Genomic DNA, 2,085 nt, shown 5'->3' on the forward strand with positions numbered 1-2,085 from the left:
GCCCGACCCTCCCGGTACGTCCGGCGGGCCGGGCAGGCGTGCGCGTCAGGCCAGTCGGACGACGGCCTGGGCGCGGCCGAGGACCTTCTGGCCCGCGCTGGTGGCGGTGAGGTCCACCCGTACCGTGCGGTTGTCGTCGTCCAGCTTCGCCGCGACCTTGGCGGAGACCTCCACCACGGCGCCGACGCCGTCGTCCGGCACGACGACCGGCTTGGTGAAGCGCACCCCGTAGTCCACGACCGCGCCCGGGTCGCCGACCCAGTCGGTGACGACGCGGACGGCCTGGGCCATGGTGAACATGCCGTGCGCGATCACGTCCGGCAGCCCGACCTCCCTGGCGAAGCGCTCGTTCCAGTGGATCGGGTTGAAGTCGCCGGAGGCTCCGGCGTAGCGGACGAGCGTCTCGCGCCGGACGGGGAAGCTCCGCGGCAGCAGCTGGGTGCCGACCTCGACGTCCGCGTAGGCGGGTCCGGTGACCGTCGACTCAGCCATCGCTCTTCTCCTCACCCTTCCCCTCGGTGCCCGGCTTCTCGGCAGCGCGGGCGACCAGCTTCGTGTACGCGGTGACGACGTGCTCGCCGTTCTCGTCGTGCACCTCGCCGCGCACGTCGAGGATGTCGTTCCCGGCGAGAGACTTGATCGCGTCGATGGTGGACGTCACGGTCAGCCGGTCCCCGGCGCGCACCGGGCGCCGGTAGACGAACCGCTGGTCGCCGTGGACGACGCGGCTGTAGTCCAACCCCAACTGCTCGTCCTGGACCACCTCGCCCGCCGCGCGGAACGTGATGGCGAACACGAAGGTCGGCGGGGCGATCACGTCCGGGTGGCCGAGCGCCTTGGCGGCCTCCGGGTCCACGTACGCCGGCGTGGTGTCGCCCAGCGCCTCGGCGAACTCCCGGATCTTCTCCCGGCCCACCTCGTAGGGCTCGGTGGGCGGATAGCTCCGCCCGACAAAGGACTGGTCCAGCGCCATCGGCCGCTTGCCTCCTGGTGAAGATGCTGTGACGAGGGGACGCGGGGACAAACGCGCGACCCCCTCGGATCGTGCCCTGGACGCACCGCGCCCGGCGCACCGGGGGGTGGGAAACGCGACTGAGGCCGCCCCCGCTGTGGGGGCGGCCTCAGTTCACAAGCCCAGTTCGTACTGTTCGTACGAGGCTTATCGGGTCTCGCGGTGAGCCGTGTGCGCCTGGCAGCGCGGGCAGTGCTTCTTCATCTCAAGACGGTCCGGGTTGTTGCGCCGGTTCTTCTTGGTGATGTAGTTCCGCTCCTTGCACTCCACGCAGGCCAGCGTGATCTTCGGGCGGACGTCGGTGGCAGCCACGTGAGTGCTCCTTGACGGCGGATGGATGAATCGGATTTAACGCAGAAAGAGTAGCCGATCGAAGGACCGACCCCACAATCGGCTACTGAGAGTGAGTAGCGGCGACCGGACTTGAACCGGTGACACAACGATTATGAGCCGTTTGCTCTACCGACTGAGCTACGCCGCCACGATGTGAGCGGCCCTCCACCCACGAAGGGTGGACGACCTCACACACCAGAGCCCCAAAACGGAATCGAACCGTTGACCTTCTCCTTACCATGGAGACGCTCTGCCGACTGAGCTATTGGGGCGAGCGATGAAGACATTACACGCTCCGCCGCCGAAGGTGAAATCCATAGAGCCCCCGCCCGACGCGGTGTACGTCACGCTCCTCCCCGGCCCCGCGCACCACACCGGTACGACTATTGCCGGCCTGCTCGGACACGACCGGACAGAGCCCTAGGCTCGTGCCCCACCTCCACGATCAAGCGGCCGTCCTCGGACGCCCCGGGCAGCACCCCGAGGCGTCCGTTCCGTCGGTCGCACGCCTCCGCAGCGGGAGTCCGATGGCCGACAGCCAGCCGAACGAGCCGGGCAAGCCGGACCGTTCCGCCGACGGCCTGCTGCTGTGCGGGGCGCGCCTGGCCGACGGCCGCACGGTCGACGTACGGCTCGCGGGCGCACGCATCGAGGCCGTCGGCACCGCCGGCAGCCTCCGGCAGAGCGCCGACCACCCCGGCTCCCGCGTCGACCTCGACGGCTACCTGCTACTCCCCGCC

3 protein-coding genes, 2 tRNA genes and 1 pseudogene are annotated in these 2,085 nt (G+C 69.5%); 1 reads left to right on the top strand and 5 read right to left on the bottom strand.

What is annotated here, in order from left to right:
- Positions 1–45: 45 nt before the first annotated feature.
- From FNX44_RS26420 to FNX44_RS26440, 5 genes are all read right to left on the bottom strand, one after another.
- A complete protein-coding gene (locus FNX44_RS26420; protein ID WP_143651500.1) occupies positions 46–492 on the bottom strand; it encodes a MaoC family dehydratase in 447 nt (148 codons plus the stop codon).
- Positions 485–973 carry a MaoC family dehydratase N-terminal domain-containing protein gene (locus FNX44_RS26425; RefSeq protein ID WP_143651501.1) on the bottom strand — a complete coding sequence of 163 codons (489 nt, stop codon included), beginning with the start codon at positions 971–973 and terminating at the stop codon, positions 485–487. The genes FNX44_RS26420 and FNX44_RS26425 overlap by 8 nt, the downstream gene beginning before the upstream one ends.
- Positions 974–1,159: 186 nt before the next feature.
- Positions 1,160–1,324 (bottom strand): 50S ribosomal protein L33, encoded by a 165-nt coding sequence (rpmG, locus tag FNX44_RS26430; protein ID WP_143651502.1) that lies wholly within the window; start codon positions 1,322–1,324, stop codon positions 1,160–1,162.
- Between the two features lie 96 nt (positions 1,325–1,420).
- Positions 1,421–1,493 (bottom strand) — tRNA-Met (locus FNX44_RS26435).
- A 51-nt stretch (positions 1,494–1,544) separates the two neighbouring features.
- A tRNA-Thr gene (locus FNX44_RS26440) sits at positions 1,545–1,617 on the bottom strand.
- A 255-nt stretch (positions 1,618–1,872) separates the two neighbouring features.
- Here FNX44_RS26440 and FNX44_RS26445 point away from each other — a divergent pair.
- Positions 1,873–2,085, top strand: a pseudogene (locus tag FNX44_RS26445) (hydrolase); the annotation flags it as partial.

The organism is Streptomyces alkaliterrae, assembly GCF_007097205.2.
Taxonomy (GTDB): domain Bacteria; phylum Actinomycetota; class Actinomycetes; order Streptomycetales; family Streptomycetaceae; genus Streptomyces; species Streptomyces alkaliterrae.

What these genes read in the sequence shown, in the direction of transcription:
- FNX44_RS26425 (WP_143651501.1), bottom strand. Translation starts at nt 973, where the DNA reads ATGGCGCTGGACCAGTCCTTTGTCGGGCGGAGCTATCCGCCCACCGAG.
- FNX44_RS26420 (WP_143651500.1), bottom strand. Translation starts at nt 492, where the DNA reads ATGGCTGAGTCGACGGTCACCGGACCCGCCTACGCGGACGTCGAGGTC.